This is a genomic window from Asanoa sp. NPDC050611 (assembly GCF_040654855.1).
Lineage (GTDB): Bacteria > Actinomycetota > Actinomycetes > Mycobacteriales > Micromonosporaceae > Asanoa.
This window is the reverse complement of the sequence record NZ_JBFAIU010000040.1, coordinates 1-16,472: the sequence shown is the minus strand read 5'-3', so window position 1 is coordinate 16,472 and position 16,472 is coordinate 1. Positions and strand designations below refer to the sequence as shown.

General features: G+C 71.4%; 18 protein-coding genes and 1 pseudogene. 14 read left to right on the top strand and 5 right to left on the bottom strand.

Annotated elements, in window-relative coordinates:
- Positions 1-5 precede the first annotated feature (5 nt).
- Positions 6-1,106, bottom strand: coding sequence for an S-(hydroxymethyl)mycothiol dehydrogenase (locus tag AB0H87_RS09255; protein WP_360141990.1), 1,101 nt, complete (start codon positions 1,104-1,106; stop codon positions 6-8).
- Positions 1,107-1,258: 152 nt separating this feature from the next.
- On the opposite strand from AB0H87_RS09255, the gene AB0H87_RS09250 reads away from it, so the two are divergent.
- Together AB0H87_RS09250 and AB0H87_RS09245 are read left to right on the top strand one after the other, a co-directional pair.
- On the top strand, positions 1,259-2,578 hold the full coding sequence (locus AB0H87_RS09250; protein ID WP_360141988.1) for an FAD-binding oxidoreductase: 1,320 nt from the start codon (positions 1,259-1,261) through the stop codon (positions 2,576-2,578).
- Positions 2,579-2,728: 150 nt separating this feature from the next.
- Positions 2,729-2,809 (top strand): annotated as a pseudogene (locus AB0H87_RS09245) (short-chain dehydrogenase); the annotation flags it as partial.
- Positions 2,810-2,938: 129 nt separating this feature from the next.
- Here the strand turns inward: AB0H87_RS09245 and AB0H87_RS09240 are convergent.
- Positions 2,939-3,682: a helix-turn-helix transcriptional regulator gene (locus AB0H87_RS09240; RefSeq protein ID WP_360141986.1), complete on the bottom strand. Its 744-nt coding sequence runs from the start codon at positions 3,680-3,682 to the stop codon at positions 2,939-2,941.
- Between the two features lie 54 nt (positions 3,683-3,736).
- Between AB0H87_RS09240 and AB0H87_RS09235 the strand changes: the two genes are divergently transcribed.
- Positions 3,737-4,903 (top strand): MFS transporter, encoded by a 1,167-nt coding sequence (locus AB0H87_RS09235; RefSeq protein WP_360141984.1) that lies wholly within the window; start codon positions 3,737-3,739, stop codon positions 4,901-4,903.
- Here AB0H87_RS09235 and AB0H87_RS09230 read toward each other — a convergent pair.
- Positions 4,860-5,459: a CatB-related O-acetyltransferase gene (locus AB0H87_RS09230; protein WP_360142026.1), complete on the bottom strand. Its 600-nt coding sequence runs from the start codon at positions 5,457-5,459 to the stop codon at positions 4,860-4,862. The genes AB0H87_RS09235 and AB0H87_RS09230 overlap by 44 nt on opposite strands.
- Before the next feature lie 77 nt (positions 5,460-5,536).
- Positions 5,537-6,424, bottom strand: a complete 888-nt coding sequence (locus tag AB0H87_RS09225; protein WP_360141982.1) for a LysR family transcriptional regulator — start codon at positions 6,422-6,424, stop codon at positions 5,537-5,539.
- Between the two features lie 113 nt (positions 6,425-6,537).
- Here AB0H87_RS09225 and AB0H87_RS09220 point away from each other — a divergent pair, with 113 nt between their 5' ends.
- From AB0H87_RS09220 to AB0H87_RS09185, 8 genes are all read left to right on the top strand, one after another.
- Positions 6,538-7,302 (top strand): GNAT family N-acetyltransferase, encoded by a 765-nt coding sequence (locus AB0H87_RS09220; protein ID WP_360141980.1) that lies wholly within the window; start codon positions 6,538-6,540, stop codon positions 7,300-7,302.
- 12 nt (positions 7,303-7,314) lie between these two features.
- A complete protein-coding gene (locus tag AB0H87_RS09215) occupies positions 7,315-8,265 on the top strand; it encodes an ATP-binding cassette domain-containing protein (RefSeq protein WP_360141978.1) in 951 nt (316 codons plus the stop codon).
- Complete coding sequence (locus AB0H87_RS09210; protein WP_360141976.1) at positions 8,262-9,044, top strand: ABC transporter permease; 783 nt, start codon at positions 8,262-8,264, stop codon at positions 9,042-9,044. Before AB0H87_RS09215 ends, AB0H87_RS09210 begins: the two co-directional genes overlap by 4 nt.
- 31 nt (positions 9,045-9,075) lie before the next feature.
- Entirely contained in the window at positions 9,076-9,969 is an 894-nt protein-coding gene (locus AB0H87_RS09205; RefSeq protein WP_360141974.1) for a LysR family transcriptional regulator, read from the top strand.
- A 77-nt stretch (positions 9,970-10,046) separates the two neighbouring features.
- Positions 10,047-10,952: an ABC transporter ATP-binding protein gene (locus tag AB0H87_RS09200; RefSeq protein WP_360141972.1), complete on the top strand. Its 906-nt coding sequence runs from the start codon at positions 10,047-10,049 to the stop codon at positions 10,950-10,952.
- Complete coding sequence (locus AB0H87_RS09195; RefSeq protein WP_360141970.1) at positions 10,949-12,526, top strand: ABC transporter permease; 1,578 nt, start codon at positions 10,949-10,951, stop codon at positions 12,524-12,526. The genes AB0H87_RS09200 and AB0H87_RS09195 overlap by 4 nt, the downstream gene beginning before the upstream one ends.
- 82 nt (positions 12,527-12,608) lie before the next feature.
- A complete protein-coding gene (locus tag AB0H87_RS09190; RefSeq protein WP_360141968.1) occupies positions 12,609-13,169 on the top strand; it encodes a DJ-1/PfpI family protein in 561 nt (186 codons plus the stop codon).
- A 48-nt stretch (positions 13,170-13,217) separates the two neighbouring features.
- A complete protein-coding gene (locus AB0H87_RS09185) occupies positions 13,218-14,045 on the top strand; it encodes an AAA family ATPase (RefSeq protein ID WP_360141966.1) in 828 nt (275 codons plus the stop codon).
- Here the strand turns inward: AB0H87_RS09185 and AB0H87_RS09180 are convergent.
- Positions 13,971-14,672 carry an alpha/beta hydrolase gene (locus AB0H87_RS09180; RefSeq protein WP_360141964.1) on the bottom strand — a complete coding sequence of 234 codons (702 nt, stop codon included), beginning with the start codon at positions 14,670-14,672 and terminating at the stop codon, positions 13,971-13,973. The two genes, AB0H87_RS09185 and AB0H87_RS09180, sit on opposite strands and share 75 nt — an antisense overlap.
- Before the next feature lie 139 nt (positions 14,673-14,811).
- Here AB0H87_RS09180 and AB0H87_RS09175 point away from each other — a divergent pair, with 139 nt between their 5' ends.
- The 3 genes from AB0H87_RS09175 to AB0H87_RS09165 form a co-directional block, all read left to right on the top strand.
- A complete protein-coding gene (locus tag AB0H87_RS09175) occupies positions 14,812-15,024 on the top strand; it encodes a 2TM domain-containing protein (RefSeq protein WP_360141962.1) in 213 nt (70 codons plus the stop codon).
- A gap of 33 nt (positions 15,025-15,057) precedes the next feature.
- A complete protein-coding gene (locus tag AB0H87_RS09170) occupies positions 15,058-16,053 on the top strand; it encodes an MFS transporter (protein WP_360142024.1) in 996 nt (331 codons plus the stop codon).
- 29 nt (positions 16,054-16,082) lie between these two features.
- Positions 16,083-16,472 (top strand): ATP-binding protein (locus AB0H87_RS09165; protein ID WP_360141960.1); only part of this gene is annotated, 390 nt, incomplete at its 3' end.

Below are 16,472 nucleotides of genomic sequence, written 5' to 3'. Positions count from 1 at the left end.
GGTGCTCAGAAGATGACCACCGATCGCAGGGCGTTGCCGTGGTGCATCGTGTCGAAGGCCGCTTCCACGTCCGTCAACCCGATCTCCTCCGTCACGAACGCGTCGAGGTCCAGGCGGCCCTGGCGGTAGAGGTCGACGAGCATCGGGAAGTCGCGGCTCGGCAGGCAGTCGCCGTACCAACTCGACTTCAACGCACCGCCGCGGCCGAAGACGTCGATGAGCGGCAGGTCGGGCACCCTCATGTCCGGCGTGGGCACGCCGACGAGGACCAGCGTGCCGGCCAGGTCCCGCGCGTAGAACGCCTGCTTCCACGTCTCCGGGCGGCCCACCGCCTCGACCACCACGTCGGCGCCGTCGGCGCCCGGGTAGGTCTCGGCGCAGATCCGCTTGATCTCGGCGACCGGGTCGACCTGGGACGAGTCGACCGTGTGGGTGGCGCCGAGCCGCGTGGCCGTGGCCAGCTTCCGCGGGTCGATGTCGACAGCGATGATCGGGCTCGCGCCGGCCAGCGCCGCGCCGGCGACCGCGGCCACGCCCACGCCGCCGCAGCCGATGACGGCGATGCTCCGGCCGCGGGTGATGCCGCCGGTGTGGATCGCGGCGCCGATCCCCGCCATCACGCCGCAACCCAGCAGGCCGACCGCGGCGGGCCGAGCCTGCGGGTCGACCTTGGTGCACTGCCCGGCGGCCACGAGCGTCTTCTCCGCCAGCGCGCCGATGCCGAGCGCCGGCGACAGCTCCGTGCCGTCCTCGAGGGTCATCTTCTGCTTCGCGTTGTGCGTGGCGAAGCAGTAGTGCAGGTCGCCGCGCGTGCAGGCCCGGCACTGCCCACACACCGCGCGCCAGTTCAGCACCACGAAGTCGCCGGGCGCCACGCCCGTGACGTCGGGGCCGACCGACTCGACGACGCCGGCCGCCTCGTGGCCGAGCAGGAACGGGAAGTCGTCGTTGATCCCGCCCTCCCGGTAGTGCAGGTCGGTGTGGCACACCCCGCAGGACTGGACCTGCACGACGGCCTCACCCGGGCCGGGGTCCGGCACGTTGATCGTGACGATCTCGACCGGAGCCCCTTTCTTGCGCGCGACTACGCCTCGAACCTTCTGCATGCCTGTAGTCGACGGGGGCCGGCCGTGGGTTGTCAATACAACGCGCTGGTCCGCGGGCGGCACGGGGAGATCCAGGTCACGCTCCGGCCGTCTTACCTCTCGCGGCGCTGCCTCGTCGTACCCGTGTAGTCGGTTTGTCTGGGAGGAAGACCATGAGTTCAGCGCTTGACGACTTCGGCGGCGACATCATCGAACCCGGCGCGGCGGAGTACGGGTCGGCCAGCCGCTCGCTGCTCGCCACCGGCACGCCGGCCCGGATCCTGCGGCCGAAGTCCACCGGTGACGTGCGGGCGGGCGTCCGGTACGCGGCCGAGGCGGGCCTGGTGCTCTCCGTGCGCGGCGGCGGACACAGCTTTCCAGGGTTCGGCACCAACGACGGGGGCGTCGTGATCGACCTCGCCGGGCTCGCCGACGTGGAGGTCCTCGACGGCCATGTCGTCCGGATCGGCGGGGGCGCGACCTGGGGCCAGGTCGCGACGGCCCTCGCACCGCACGGCCTGGCGATCTCGTCGGGCGACACGAAGAGCGTCGGCGTCGGCGGGCTGACCCTGACCGGCGGCATCGGCTGGAAGGTCAGGAAGTACGGCCTGGCCCTCGACAACGTGGCCGGCGCGGAGGTGGTCACGGCCGACGGCGACCTCGTCTACGCGTCCGCGACCGAGCACCCGGACCTGTTCTGGGCGATCCGTGGCGGCGGCGGCAACTTCGGCATCGTGACGGCCTTCGACTTCGTGGCACACCCGACGACGGACGTGTTCTTCGGCCGGATCGCCTTCCCGGCCGCGGAGGTGGCCACCGTGCTGCGGGGCTGGGCGGACCATCTCCGCACCGCTCCCGAGGAGCTCACCTCGATCGCGAGCTTCGCCAACCCGTTCGCCGGCGGCCCCGAGGCGCCGATCGAGATCCAGGTCGCCTTCGACGGGGACGACGAGGCCACGGCGGCCGCGGCGATCGACCCGATCCGCCGGCTCGGCACGGTGGTCGCGGACGACGTGACGCGCCGGCCGTACGCGGAGACGCTCGTGGACGGCATGATCCCACCGCCCGGCATCCAGCTCGTGACCCGCAGCGCCTTCGTCGACGAGGACGCGGTCACCGACGCCCTCGGGATCCTGGCCGAGGTCGGCACGTCGTCGGGATCGCCGGTCATCGCCGTGCGCAGCGTCGGCGGCGCGGTCGCCCGGGTGCCGGCCGATGCCACCGCGTACGCCCATCGCCGGGCGGAGCTGATGGTGGCGACGACGACCGCGGGCCCGAAGCCGGCGCTCGACGCCGCCCGGCCGGCCCTGGACGCGCTGTGGGGGCGGCTCGCGCCACACGTCAGCGGCCTCTACGCGAACTTCCTCTCGTCGGCCACCGAGCAGGACGTCGCCGGGATCTACCCGCCCGCGACCTACGAGCGGCTGGCGGCGGTCAAGCGCCGGTACGACCCCACCAACCTCTTCGCCCGCAACCACAACGTCCGTCCTTAGTCGATACCCCACCGGTATCGGTCCTTGCCGAATTGATCATTGTTGGCGCAGCTCCCGCGCGGTGCACTGGCTGGGCGGGCGGTCATCGTGGCCGTCCGCCCACAGTAGACAAGGGAGTGCGGGACGGGTCAGCTCGACGGCAAGGTCGCCCTGGTCACGGGTGCGAGCGAGGGCATCGGGTTCGCGAGCGCGCTGCGGTTCGCGCAGGAGGGTGCGTACGTCTATCTGCCGTCGAGGTCGTCGCTGCTGCACATGAGGGCAGCGTCGGCGACGCCGGTGCGCACGGCGGCACCCAGGTCACCGCGCCGTCGAGCGCGTTTGCGCGGGACAGCGGCGGCTGCGCCATGCGCGGCGGCCGGGTCAGGACGGGTGGACGCCGGGCGTGTGCCCGAACGTGCGGCGGAACACGTCGATGAAGGCGCTGGCCGACGACCAGCCGCACTGGTGCGCGACCGTCGTCACCGGAGTCCGGTCCGCCAGCAGGACGAGCGCGTGGTGCAGGCGGAGCTGCGTACGCCACTGCGGAAAGGTCATCCCGAGGTCGCGCCGGAACAGGCGCGACAGGGTGCGGTCGCTGGCGCCGACCGCGCGACCCAGCTCGGCGAGGGTGCGGTCGTCACCGGGATCGGCCGCGAGGATCGCGCACACGGTACGCAGCAGCGGCTCGGTCGGTGCGGGCACGTGCAGGGGCTGCTCGGGTGAGGTCCGGAGCTGGTCGAGCAGCACGGCGCGCAGGCGGGCCCGCTCGGGGCGCTCGGCGGCGTCCTCGTCACGGGTGTAGGCGATGATCAGCTCACGCAGCAACGGGCTCACCGAGAGCACGGTCGGTGCCCGCAGGCCCAGCGGGTTGTCCGTGGCGGGCAGCCCGATCAGGTGCAGGTCGAGGTCGCCGTGCGCCCGGTGGGCGTGCACCGTGCCGGCGGGCACCCAGATCGCGCGGGTGCCGGGCGCGACCCACGACCCCGCGTCGGTGGTGACGGCCACCACACCGCGGCCCGCGTAGATGATCTGGTGGTCGTCGTGCCGGTGTGCGTCGATCTCGCCGCCGGCTCGGAGCCGCCGCGTGCGGGTGGGTGCGACCGCGCTGTGGCGTACTTCCGTCATTGCCTGGCAGTTTATCGGAAGCCCGACAGGGCCCTCCGTCGGCACGCTCGGTGTGTGCGGAAGAGGATCATCCTGCTCGCGGCCGGCCACGCGTGCGTCGACGTCTACCAGGGCGCCGTCGCGGCACTGGTGCCGCTGTTCGTCGCCGAGCGGGCGTACACGTATGCGGCGGCGTCCGGGGTCGTGCTCGCGGCGTCGCTGCTGTCGTCGGTGGCGCAGCCGGTGTTCGGCGCTCTCACCGACCGCTGGGCGATGCCGTGGCTGCTGCCCGTGAGCACGCTGCTGTCCGGCGTGGGCATGGCGCTCAGCGGGCTGAGCGGCAACTACCTGCTCACGCTGGTGTTCGTCGCCGTCTCCGGCATCGGCGTGGCCGCGTACCACCCCGAGTCCGCCCGCGTCGCCCGCGAGGCCAGCGCGGGCAGCCACACCGCCATGGCGCTGTTCTCCACCGGCGGCAACGTCGGCTTCGCGCTGGCGCCGCTGCTGGTCGCCGCGGTCTCGGCCGTCGGCGGGCTGCGCGTGACGCCGTTGCTGCTCGTGCCGGCGCTGGCCGGCACGGCGATGGCGTTGCCCGTGCTGCGGGCGCTGGCCGGCGGCGCCCGGGCCGGCGCACCGGCCGCGGCCGGCCGGGACGACGCGGCCTCGTTCGTGCGCCTGACGCTGGCGGTGGTGTGCCGGTCGATCGCCTTCATCGGCCTGAGCACGTTCATCTCGCTGTACGCCCAGCAGCGCCTCGACGGCAGCGCGGCGGCGGGCACGGCGGCGCTGTTCGTGCTCTACCTCGGCGGGGTCGGCGGCTCGGTGCTGGGCGGGGCCGCGGCGAGCCGGTGGGGCCGGGTGGCGGTGTCGCGCTGGTCGTACGCCGTCACCGTCCTGTCCATCGCCGGCGTGGTCTGGGTGCCGGGACCGGCCATCTACCTGTTCGTGGCGCTGACCTCGGCCGGCCTCTACGTCCCGTTCTCGCTGCAGGTCACGCTCGGCCAGGACTACCTGCCCACCAGGGTCGGCACCGCGAGTGGCATCACCCTGGGCCTGACGGTCAGCATCGGCGGCCTGGCCAGCCCGGTCCTCGGCCGCCTGGCCGACGCCACGTCGCTGCGGACCGCGCTGGCGCCGCTCGTCGTCCTGCCGGCGCTGAGCTGGTTGCTGTTCCGGACGCTGCGCGACCCGGAGACGCCTACGGTGCGACGGCGGCCAGCTCGTCGACCGATCCGGACATGATCGTGCGTACGTGCCTGGTGATGTGCGCGGTCGGCCAGTCCCACCACGCGAGCGCCAGCAGCCGGTCGACGTCCGCGTCGGTGTAGCGGCGGCGGATGAGCCTGGCCGGGTTGCCACCGACGATGCCGTAGTCGGGCACGTCGTCGACGACCACCGACCCCGAAGCGACGATCGCCCCGTCGCCGATCCGTACACCCGGCATGATCATGGCCCGGTAACCGAACCAGACGTCGTTGCCGACCACGGTGTCGCCCCGACCGGGCAGCCCGGTGATGAGGTCGAAGTGCGCGGCCCAGTCGCCGCCCATGATGGGGAACGGGAACGTCGAGGGCCCGTCCATGCGGTGGTTGGCGCCGTTCATGATGAAACGGACGCCTTCGCCGAGCGCGCAGAACTTCCCGATGACCAGCTTCTCGGGCCCGTAGTGGTAGAGCACGTTGCGGGTCTCGAACGCCGTCGGATCATCGGGGTCGTCGTAGTAGGAGAACTCCCCGACCTCGATCAGCGGCGAGCTGACCAGGGGCTTGAGCAGCACCACCCGCGGTTGATCGGGCATCGGGTGCAGGACGTTCGGGTCAGCCATCGCGCCATGGTCGCAAACGCGCCGAGCCGGGCGGCACCGATATTCGCCCATCACACCGTGCCGTGGGCGTCCTCGGCGGCCTGGACGAAGGCGCGGACCAGGGACGTTTCGCCCGCGGCGCGCCAGACCAGGGCGTAGCGCATCAGGGGTGCGTCGGTGATGGGCAGGAACACGACGTCGTAGCGACGCCGGGAGGCGGCCGTGTACGCGCCGATCGGTGACACGACGGTGCCCGTGCCGATCGCCGTCAGGGCCTCCTCGACCGTGGACACGGGGACGCCCCGCCGGATCGGGCGCCCGGACGGTGTCACCGACGGGGTGTGCGCCTCGAACACGTAGTCCGGCACCGGGCCGTCCAGGCCCACCACCTGCAGGTCACCCAGGTCCTCCAGCTCCACCTCGGTGCGGGCGGCCAGCGGGTGGTCGGCGGCCACCGCCAGCACGGTCTTCTCCGTGTACAGCTCCGGTCCCACGACCAGGTCGGGCTCGCGCACCGGCAACCAGAGCAACCCGATGTCCACCCGGCCGGCCCGCAGCGCGCTGAACGGGTCCACCGGGAGGATCTCCCGCATCCGCAGCTCGCACTGCGGATGCCGCTGCTGGAAGAGGTCCAGGGCAGGCGCGATGCCGTGGTGGTAGGTGTCCATGGTCCCGACGGTGAGCGTGCCGACCTGCCCGCGGGCCGCGGCCGCGGCCTCGTCGATGCCCGCCAGGATCTCGCCGTAGCCCGCACCGAGGCGGTCGCGGAGGCGCTCGCCGAGCGGGGTCAGGCGCACGTTGCGGCTGGTCCGCTCGAACAGGCCACCGCCGATCCGCCGCTCCTGCTGCTTGATCGACTGGCTGACCCGGGCCTGGGAGACTCGGAGGCGCTCGGCCGTACGCCCGAAATGGAGCTCTTCCGCCAGGGTCAGGAAGATCTCGATGTCGCGCAGCTCCACGCGGCCGCCTCTCTCCGGTCGCCAACGATGACCTCGAACGATAACCGGTGGCTTAACCGCCGGCTCAAATTCCGGCGTTGTTCCTGGCCGGCGGCCCGGCGATGGTGAGTTCCATGAGCGAACCCATGATCAAGATCGTGGCGGAGCCCGGCGCCCTGCGATGGCAGGCGCTGGCCCGCGGCGATGTGGCCGGTGTCCTGAGCCTGCGGCCCGTCATCGCCTTGGGGCCCGACCCGCCGCCCGCGGTGGGCCCGGGCGGCCTCGACCTGAGCCTGTACGTGGAGCCGATGTGGCGTCATCGGGGGATCGGCTCCACGCTCCTGGCCGCCGCCCGGGTCCGGACCGCCGCCGGGCCCCGCCTGCTCGCCGACGTGATCGCGGGCTCGCCGGGGGAGGCGTTCTGCCGGCGGCACGGGTTCCGGCGCGCCGGAGCCCGGCACCACGACCTGCTCACGTACTGCGACGTGCATCGGGCGTGGCTGGGCGAGCTGGTCGACGCCGAACACCCGGGCTACCGCCTGACCCACTGGACCGGCGACCTTCCCGCCGCGGGCCGGCTCGACGAGCTGGTCCGCCGGCCGAGCACCGCCGGCAACGCCGTGCTGACGGCGGCGGAGGCGGGCGGCGAACTGGTCGCGTACGCGATCGCGGTCGTCGGACCCCGCGCCCGCCAGTACGGACCGACCGTCCTGCCGAACCACCGCGGCCGGCGGCTCGGCCGCTGGGTCAACGCCGCGCTGATCCAGCGGCTGCGCGAGGTCCATCCGCACGTCGCCGAGATCGAAACCGTCACGGCGGACGACGACCGGCACCGGATCGCCGTGCACCGGCATCTCGGCTTCCGGCCCGTCCGCCGAACCCACCTCTACGAGCTCTGAGGAGCACCCACCATGACCAACCTGGCGATCGCGGCGTACGGGCTGCGTAAGTCGTACGGGGACAAGGTCGTCCTCGACGGCGTGGACCTCACCGTGCCCGAAGGAACGATCTTTTCCCTGCTCGGCCCCAACGGTGCGGGCAAGACCACCGCCGTCAAGATCCTCTCGACGCTGATCTCGGCCGACCCGGGGTCCGGCGGCATCCACGTGGGCGGGCACGACGTGGCCACCCACCCGCAGGCGGTGCGGGCCGCGATCGGTGTCACGGGCCAGTTCTCGGCGGTCGACAACCTGATCACGGGGGAGGAGAACATGCTCCTGATGGCCGACCTGCACCATCTGTCCAAGAGGGAGGGTCGGCGCGCGACCGCCGATCTGCTCGCGCGTTTCGACCTGACCGATGCCGCGCGTAAGCCCGCCTCCACGTATTCGGGTGGCATGCGGCGGCGGCTCGACCTGGCCATGACGCTGGTCGGTCACCCGCGGATCATCTTCCTCGACGAGCCCACCACGGGCCTCGACCCGCGCAGCCGCCACAACATGTGGCAGATCGTGCGCGGGCTCGTCGCCGACGGCGCCACGGTCTTCCTCACCACCCAGTACCTCGAGGAGGCTGACGAGCTGGCCGACCGGATCGCGGTGCTGCACAACGGGACGATCGCCGCGGAGGGCACGGCGGGGGAGCTGAAGCGGACGATCCCCGGCGGGCACGTCCGGATCCGGTTCACCGACCCCGTCGCGTACCAGTCCGCCGCTCTCGCCCTGCCCCGCGCCGCCCGCGACGACGAGGCCCTCGCCCTGCGGATACCCAGCGACGGCAGCCAGCGGGACCTGCGCGCCATCTTGGACCGCCTCGACTCGGCCGGCATCGCGGCCGACGAGCTGACCGTGCACACCCCCGACCTCGACGACGTGTTCTTCGCCCTGACCGGCACCGACCGGCAGCTGGACGCCGTGCGATGAGCACCCTGGCCCTGTCCGCGCGCGACTCGTCCACGATGCTGCGCCGCAACCTGCTGCACGCGCGGCGGTATCCGTCGTTGACGTTGAACCTGCTGCTCACGCCGATCATGCTGTTGCTGCTGTTCGTCTACATCTTCGGCGACGCGCTCGGCGCCGGACTCGGCGGCGGCCGCTCTGATTACATCGCCTACATCGTGCCCGGGCTGCTGCTGATGACCGTCGGCAGCACCGTGATCGGCACCGCGGTCTCGGTCTCCAACGACATGACCGAGGGCATCATCGCCCGGTTCCGCACGATGGCGATCCACCGCGGTTCGGTGCTCGGCGGGCATGTGGTCGGCAGCGTGCTGCAGTCGGTCCTGAGCGTGGTCCTGGTCGGTGCGGTCGGCGTCGCGATCGGTTTCCGGTCGGCCGACGCCACGGTGCTGGAGTGGCTGGCCGCGTTCGGGCTGCTCGTGCTGTTCGCGCTGGCGCTGACCTGGATCGCGGTCGGTATGGGCCTGGTCAGCCCGAACGCGGAGGCGGCGAGCAACAACGCGATGCCGCTGATCCTGCTGCCGCTGCTGTCCAGCGCGTTCGTCCCGATCGACGCGATGCCGGGCTGGTTCCAGCCGATCGCCGAGTACCAGCCGTTCACCCCGGCCATCGAAACCCTGCGCGGCCTGCTGCTCGGCAGCAGCATCGGCCACAACGGATGGCTCGCCGTCGCCTGGTGCGTCGGCCTCGCGATCCTCGGCTACTTCTGGTCCACCTCGACCTTCAACCGGGACGAGAACTAGCCGAGGCGTTCACCTGAAGGTAGGGACAGCCATGGAATTGCGCGACATCGAAGTTTTCTTGACGCTCGCCGAGGAACTGCACTTCGGCCGCACTGGTGAGCGCCTGCACGTCACGCAGGCACGCGTCAGCCAGTCCATCAAGAAGCTGGAACGCCGCTTCGGTGCCGCGCTCTTCCATCGCACGAGTCGGATCGTGCAGCTCACCGAGTTCGGCCAGCTTCTTCGCGCGGACCTGGTGCCGGGCTACCGCCAGATCCAGGATGCTGTCGCCGGCGCGTTGGCGCGGGGGCACGGCCTGGCCGGGTTGCTCCGGGTCGGCTTCTCCGGAGCGTGGTGCGGCCTGCTCATGGCCGAAGCAGCCGAAGCTTTTCAGGCCGAGCACCCGGACTGCCCGGTCGAGCTTCGCGAGGTGCCGCTGCACGACCGATTCGGTGCATTGCGCGCCGGCCAACGTGACCTACAGCTGACGGAGTTGCCCGGCGACGGTCCGGACATCACCAGCGGACCTGTGCTCTTCTCGCACCGGCGCGCCCTCGTCGTACCCGCTGGACACCGTTTCGCCTCGCACGAGAGCGTGTCATTGGAAGACCTCGCCGGCGAGCAGCTGATCCATCTCGCGGGCCCGCCGCAGTACTTTCTCGACCATCACTTCCCGTCGTACACGCCCAGCGGGCAACCCATCGCGCGTGGACCGTCGGCAATGGTGTGGGAAGACGCCATGACCCTGGTCATCGCCGGGCGAGGTCTCTTTCCCGCGTCGATCGAGGCGGCGACACACCATGCCAGACCGGGCCTGGAGTTCGTGCCGTTCCGCGACGCCCCACCCGTCGAGTACGGGCTGTTCTGGCTCGCCAACGGTGAGACACCCAAGGTCCGGGCATTCCTCAAGCTCGTCCTCGACATCTCGTCGGCAGTCGACAGCTGAAGCCATTAGCCCGCCTTATCGCAGGGTTCGCGCATCGTCGTTGATGGGCCGATGTCGCTGACTTGAGACTGGTCGCCATGAGTACGCGTAACGGGGCGGCGATCGAGATCGCCGGACTGACCAAGAATTACGGCCGCGTCAGGGCACTGGACGGCCTCGACCTGACCGTGGCGGCCGGGCAGGTGCACGGCTTCCTCGGCCCGAACGGAAGCGGCAAGACCACCACGATCCGGATCCTGCTGGGGCTGTTGCGCGCTGACGCCGGCACGGTCCGGATGCTCGGCCAGGATCCGTGGCGGGACGCCGTCGCGCTGCACCGGCACCTGGCCTATGTGCCCGGTGACGTCACGCTGTGGCGGGGCATCACCGGCGGTGAGGTGATCGACCTGCTCGGCCGGCTGCGCGGCGGTGTCGATCGGCGCCGCCGGGACGAGCTGCTGGAGCGTTTCGGCCTCGATCCGCGTAAGAAGGCCCACACCTACTCGAAGGGCAACCGGCAGAAGGTCAGCCTGATCGCCGCGCTGGCGTCCGACGCGGAGCTGCTGCTGCTGGACGAGCCCACCTCCGGCCTGGACCCGCTGATGGAAGCCCAGTTCCAGCAATGCATCCGGCAGGTCAAGGACGAGGGGCGCACGGTGCTGCTGTCCAGCCACATCCTGGCCGAGGTGGAGGCGCTGTGCGACCGGGTGAGCATCGTGCGGTTCGGCCGCACCGTGGAAACCGGCACCTTGAACGAGCTTCGGCACCTCACCCGCACCTCCGTCGACGTCGAGACCGCGCAGCCGTTGACGGGCATCGACACCCTCCCCGGCGTGTACGACGTGGTGCTGGAGGACCGCCACGCCCGGTTCGATGTGGACACCGCGGAACTGGACGGTTTGATGCGGTGCCTGGCGCCGCTCGGTGTGCGCAGCCTGAGGAGCACACCGCCGACGCTGGAGCAGATGTTCCTGCGGCACTACGCGAAGGCGGCGGCGCGATGACCGGCGTGGCCGGGCTGCTGCGGTTCATGCTGCGGCGCGAGCGGTTCGCCCTTCCGTGGTGGCTGGCCGGTGCCGCGGTGCTGGTGCTCATCCAGTCCGCGCAGAGCCAGAAGCTGTACGACACGCCCGAGGACCTGGCCAGGCTGCGCGAGACCATCGGCGGCAACACCGCCGTCATCGCGATGAGCGGGCCCACCCGGCTGCTGGACAGCATCGGCGGTGAGGTCGTGTTCGAGATCTTCGCGTTCGTCGCGATCGTGGTCGCGCTCATGAACATGTTCCTGATCGGCCGGCACACCCGGGCCGACGAGGCATCCGGGCGGGCCGAGCTGGTCCGCGCCGCCCGGGTCGGCCGGCGCGCCCCACTGACCTCCGCGCTCGCGCTGGCCGGTCTCGCCGATCTCGCCACCGGTCTGCTGGTGGCCGCGGCCGCGGTCGGGACCGGACTGCCGGCACCCGGGTCGATCCTGCTCGGCGCCGCTACCGCGGGCGTCGGCGTGTTCTTCGCCGCCCTCACGGCTGTCGCGGTGCAGATCTTCGAGAACGCCAGGGCCGCATACGGCACGATCGCCATCGCCCTCGGCGCGGCGTACGTGCTGCGCGCCGCCGGCGACACCGGCGACGGCGCTCTGTCCTGGACATCGCCGATCGGCTGGGGCCAGCGCACCCACCCGTACGTCGACGACCGGTGGTGGCCCCTTCTCCTCCCGGCCGCGGCCGCCGCGATCCTCACCGTCGTGGCAGTCGCACTGCTCGACCGGCGGGATTTCGGCGCCGGCCTGGTCCGGCCGCGACCGGGGCGGGCCACCGCCTCGACCGCGTTGCGCTCTCCGTTCGGGCTGGCCTGGCGGCTGCAGCGCGGCGCGCTGACCGGCTGGGCGATCGGCCTGTTCCTGCTGGGCGCCGCATACGGCTCCATCGGTGACAGCATCGAACAGTACGTGGCCGACAACCCTGACGTGGCCGAGTTCCTGCCGGGCGGGGCGGCGGACATCGTGAACGCGTACCTGGCTCTCACCGCCACGACGCTGGCCCTGATCGCAGCCGCGTACGGGGTCGTCGCCGCGCTGCGGGCCCGTGGTGAGGAGACATCCGGTCGCGCCGAACCGGTGCTGGCCACCGCGACCAGCCGGGCCGCGTGGCTGGGCAGCCACCTGACCGTGGCCGCCGCGGGCAGCGCGGTGGTCCTGGCCGCGGCCGGCCTCGGCCAAGGCATCGCGTACGGTCTCACCGTCTCCGACGCCGGCCAGGTCCCGCGCCTGACCGGTGTCGCGCTGGGCTACCTGCCGGCGGTGTGGCTGCTCGTCGCGGTGGCGGTCGTCAGCGTCGGCTGGCTGCCCCGAGCCGCTACGGTCATCGCCTGGATCGGCGTCGGATACTGCGCGGTGGTCGCCCTGTTCGGCGACTCGTTCGACATCCCCGAGTGGTTGCGACGGGGTTCCCCGTTCACGCACACGCCGAAGCTGCCGCTGGACACCCTGACGGCTGCGCCACTGCTGACCCTCGCCGGCCTGGCCATCGCGCTCGCGGTTGCTGGGTACACGGGCCTGCGACGCCGCGACCTCGGCTATTAGCTCGAGGCGAGGCGGCCGGTTGACTCTTGGGGCGGTCGGGATGACGATCGGGTTGCCGGCAAGATTTCGCTGGAGGTAAGCCATGACCAAGGTACTGATCATTACTGGTGATGCCGCTGAGGACCTTGAGGTGATGTACCCGTACCAGCGTCTGCTGGAGGAGGGGTACGAGGTGGACATGGCCGCACCGACGGCCAAGAAGCTGCAGTTCGTGGTCCACGACTTCGTGGACGGGTTCGACACGTACACCGAGAAGCCAGGTCACACGTGGGCCGCCGATGTTGCCTTCGCGGACGTCGACCCGACGGCGTACGCCGCGCTGGTGGTGCCGGGCGGTCGAGCGCCGGAGTACATCCGGACCGACGAGGAGTGCCTGCGGATCGTTCGGCATTTCGCGCAGGAGGGCAAGCCGATCGCCGCCCTGTGCCACGGGCCGCTGATCCTGGCCGCGGCCGGTGTGCTGGACGGTCGGTCGATCAGCGCGTACCCGGCGTGCGCACCGGACGTCAAGGCTGCCGGTGCGCAATGGGTGGACAGCGAGGCGCACATCGACGGCGCGATCGTGTCCGGTCGGGCGTGGCCGGATCACCCGGCCTGGATGCGGGAGTTTCTGAAGGTCCTGCGGGTGGCGGCGCCGGCCTGATCACGGCCGGTGTTGTGGTCGCGTGTGTGTGCGCTGCGCCGCGGAGTGATGCGCGACCAATTTGGCGATCCGCGGCGAACACCCGATCCGTCGCAGGTGGCGTACGCCGTCGAGGGGATGGAAGCCGGTGTCGCGCAGCCCGGCGGCGTATCCGATGTCGTGCGGCCAGGCCGCCGCGCGCAGAACCTCGCCCTCACCATCAGCTCCCATGGTGTCCCGGAGCGGCCAGCTGGTGGATCATCCATGCGAATGGGCATCAGGCCGTACATGAGAGGTTATGTGCTCGTCGGTGGCTGGCCCGCGTCTGGAAAGACGACGCTCGCGAAGGCGTTGGCTGCCGAGCTCGGACTCGCCTACCTGTCCAAGGACGAGGTCAAGGAAGCGCTCATGGACAGCCTTGGCGCACCGCGCACCGTGGAGCGCTCACGCGAGTTGGGTAGGGCGGCGGTGCACGCCGTCCTGCGCACGGCTCAAGGCTGTCCGGGAGCGGTCATCGACAGCACCTGGTTTCCCTACGCGTTGCCGCTGGTTCGCGCACTTCCCGGTGTGGTGGTCGAGGTCCGCTGCCTGGTCGACATCGACGTCGCTCGTCGGCGATACCGCGCCCGGAACCGGGACGCTGGGCATCTGGACGCGCTGCGACCTGACCGTGAGTTGTGGGGAGAGCCTGTTCGCCCGCTGGGTGTGGGGCCCCTGGTGGAGGTGGACACCGCGGAGGCCGTCGACGTCCAGGCCCTCGCCGCGGCTCTCGAACGCACGCTTCGAGAGCCGGGCACGTGTCGGGACGGGGAGGGCCGGTGTTCAGTCGATCGACGCGGCCGCCGCCAGGATGGCGTCGAACGCGGCCTCCGGGCGGGAGATCATGGAGACGTGTGAAGCGGCGACCTCGGTGATGGTGGCGCCGGCGCGTTCGGCCATCCGGCGTTGGGTGTCCGGTGGGATGACGCGGTCGTCGGTGCCGACGACGGCCCAGCTGCGCACGGTCTTCCACGCGGGCGGGCCGGACGGGGTGGTGTTGGCGCCCAGCGTGATCGGTCGTTGGCCTTCGGCGATGAGCCAACGGTCGGTCTCCGGCAGGTCCTGGGCGAAGGCTTTGTGAACCGTGTCGGCTTTGAGGTACACGTCCGCGTCGCCTTCCGGTGCGCCTGGATAGCCGGCGATGTCGAACACGGTCGTCGGGTCCGGGACCGCGATCGCGGAGCCGGATCCGCCCAGGAGGCTGAAGACGGTGTCGCCCTCGTCGGGGATGAACGCGTTGACGTAGACCAGGGCCCGCACGTCGCCGCCGGCGGTGGCGGTATTGGTGACGACGACGCCGCCGTAGGAATGGCCGACGAGGACGACCGGCCCGGTCGTACGCTGGGCCAGGAACGAGGCTAGGTAGGGGGCGTCGGTGGTGACGCCGCGGAGCAGGTTCGGCGGACCGAGCACGCTGAACCCCTGTCCCTGCAACATCGAGGCGACGGCGTTCCACGAGGAGGCGTCGGCCCATGCCCCGTGCACGAGGACGATGGTCGGTTGCGGCATGACGTGCCTTTCACTCGGGAGACAGTCGGCGGGGTCGAGCGTAGGAAGGCGTACTTGACGACCACTGAATGAAGCCGTTCAGTGGTCGTCAACCGCACCGCCCTACGGTGCCGGCATGACAACGAAGAGTGCGGCCGCCCAGATCTGGGGGCTTCGGATCCACGCCATCTGCTACGTCGTCGGCAACCTGATCCAGGTGGCCGTGTGGCGGGCGTACACACCTGATCACTTCTTCTGGCCACTGTGGTCGATCGTGGGCTGGGCCGTGGGCCTGGCGTTCCACGCGTGGTTCACGCGGTCGCCGTACACGCCTAAGGTCAGGCACTGAAACGGTGCACCGCACTGCAGGTTCGGATCTCCGCTGATCACCGTGCTCGCGGCCCGGGTCAACCGGCGCACCCTGCTGCTTGGGCTCGTGGTCCTGTTCGTGGTCGGCAACGGGCTCTCCGCGGTGGCGCCGGACCTCGCGTTCCTCGTCGCGTTCCGGTTCATCGCCGGAACCGTGCAGGGGGCCTTCTTCGGCGCCGGGGCCGTCGTCGCCGCCTACGTCTACGGCCCGGGCCGCGGCGACAAGGCGTTCGCGACGGTGATGGGCGGCCTGACCGTCGCGACCATCGTCGGGTCACCGCTCGGCACCTGGATCGGCCAGAGCGCCGGCTGGCGGGCCATGTACGCGGCGGTGGTCGCCCTCGGCCTGACCGCCGGCGCGGCCCTGGTGGCGTGGCTGCCCCGCACCGACGACCTGCACGGCACGCCGGTCGCCAGCGAGCTCGGGGCGCTGCGCCGCACCAACGTCTGGCTGATGGTCGCCGTCGCGGCGCTCGGCATCTCCAGCATCTTCGCCGTCTACACCTTCGTCGGCCCGTTCGTCACCGACGCCGCCGCACGGGATGCCTCTGTCATCCCGATCGCGCTCGCCGTCTTCGGGCTCGGCATGGCGGTCGGCAACCACGTCGGCGGACGCGTCGCCGACTCGTCCGCGCATCGCGGCGTGGTCTGGGGTTACGGCGCCACGCTGGTGCTCCTCGTGGTGATCGGCGTGGGAGGGGAGCGCCTTGCCGTCCTGCTGCCCTGCCTCTTCGGGGTCGGCGCCGCCATGATGTTCGCGATTCCGACCATCCAGGTGGGGCTGACCGGCTTCGGCCCGGACGCACCGACCCTGATGGGCGCTCTCAACCTGGCCGCCCTCAACCTGGCCAACTCGCTCGGCGCGATCGGCGGCGCGGTCACCATCGACGCCGCGTGGGGTCCACTCTCCACCGTGTGGGCCGGCTTCGTGCTCACGACAGCCGGGCTGCTGCTGTACGTCGCAACCATCGTCCGGGTCGGATCCGCGGCCGTTCCGGCGCTCCGGTGAGACGCGCCTGGGAGTGCAGTATGTAGGGCATGGTGGAGATCGTCGGGCGGGACGATCAGATCGGCGTGCTCGAGACACTGCTCGACGGGGCGTGCGACGGCCGGGGATCGGCTCTCGTGCTGCGTGGCGAGGCCGGGATCGGCAAGTCGGCGCTGTTGGAGCACGCCGTCCGGGCCGGGCGGGAGCGCGGCATGCGGGTGCTGAGCGTGACCGGTGTGCAGGCGGAGGGCCAGATTCCGTACGCCGGGCTCGACCACCTGCTGCGCCCCCTGCGCCCCGTCTGGTCTGACACCGGGTCGCCGTACCGACTGGCCCTCGAGGTCCAGCGGGAGTACGAGCTGGCGATGCGCCGGGCCGAGCTGGCCTGGGTCCGCTCGCTGCGCGCGGAGATCACCGAGGGGACGCTGCCGGGCCTGGCG

Coding starts and splice junctions, on each gene's coding strand:
- AB0H87_RS09190 (WP_360141968.1), top strand. CDS start 12,609: ATGACCAAGGTACTGATCATTACTGGTGATGCCGCTGAGGACCTTGAG.
- AB0H87_RS09195 (WP_360141970.1), top strand. CDS start 10,949: ATGACCGGCGTGGCCGGGCTGCTGCGGTTCATGCTGCGGCGCGAGCGG.
- AB0H87_RS09240 (WP_360141986.1), bottom strand. CDS start 3,682: ATGACGGAAGTACGCCACAGCGCGGTCGCACCCACCCGCACGCGGCGG.
- AB0H87_RS09175 (WP_360141962.1), top strand. CDS start 14,812: ATGACAACGAAGAGTGCGGCCGCCCAGATCTGGGGGCTTCGGATCCAC.
- AB0H87_RS09185 (WP_360141966.1), top strand. CDS start 13,218: ATGCGCGACCAATTTGGCGATCCGCGGCGAACACCCGATCCGTCGCAG.
- AB0H87_RS09255 (WP_360141990.1), bottom strand. CDS start 1,106: ATGCAGAAGGTTCGAGGCGTAGTCGCGCGCAAGAAAGGGGCTCCGGTC.
- AB0H87_RS09250 (WP_360141988.1), top strand. CDS start 1,259: ATGAGTTCAGCGCTTGACGACTTCGGCGGCGACATCATCGAACCCGGC.
- AB0H87_RS09200 (WP_360141972.1), top strand. CDS start 10,047: ATGAGTACGCGTAACGGGGCGGCGATCGAGATCGCCGGACTGACCAAG.
- AB0H87_RS09210 (WP_360141976.1), top strand. CDS start 8,262: ATGAGCACCCTGGCCCTGTCCGCGCGCGACTCGTCCACGATGCTGCGC.
- AB0H87_RS09230 (WP_360142026.1), bottom strand. CDS start 5,459: ATGCCCGATCAACCGCGGGTGGTGCTGCTCAAGCCCCTGGTCAGCTCG.
- AB0H87_RS09220 (WP_360141980.1), top strand. CDS start 6,538: ATGAGCGAACCCATGATCAAGATCGTGGCGGAGCCCGGCGCCCTGCGA.
- AB0H87_RS09205 (WP_360141974.1), top strand. CDS start 9,076: ATGGAATTGCGCGACATCGAAGTTTTCTTGACGCTCGCCGAGGAACTG.
- AB0H87_RS09215 (WP_360141978.1), top strand. CDS start 7,315: ATGACCAACCTGGCGATCGCGGCGTACGGGCTGCGTAAGTCGTACGGG.